The sequence below is a fragment of the Halorubrum sp. SP3 genome, assembly GCF_005435195.1.
GTDB classification, from domain to species: domain Archaea; phylum Halobacteriota; class Halobacteria; order Halobacteriales; family Haloferacaceae; genus Halorubrum; species Halorubrum sodomense.
The window spans coordinates 1-212 of record NZ_SGTU01000829.1; the positions used below are offsets into that span (position 1 = coordinate 1).

Sequence of the window (212 nt, forward strand, 5' to 3'; positions counted from 1 at the left end):
TGCTGACCCGGTAACAGTCTCGCCGGCAATCGTGAGCTCGCTGTACGTGTCTTGGCCTGTCTCGGTCACTGGAATATCGAGCCGGAGCATCGACAGTTCCGCCGCCGGCGTTGGATCGCGATTCGTCTCCAGACAGTAGCGAAACTCCCGTGAGAAATCGACGTTGAAGCAGGCGAGATCGCCAACGGGGTACGCTATCAGTTGGTGTGCCT

The 212-nt window shown here is 59.0% G+C and carries 1 protein-coding gene; it reads right to left on the reverse strand.

Annotated elements, in window-relative coordinates:
- Window positions 1-212 (reverse strand): hypothetical protein (locus EXE42_RS20590; RefSeq protein ID WP_137707159.1); only part of this gene is annotated, 212 nt, incomplete at both ends.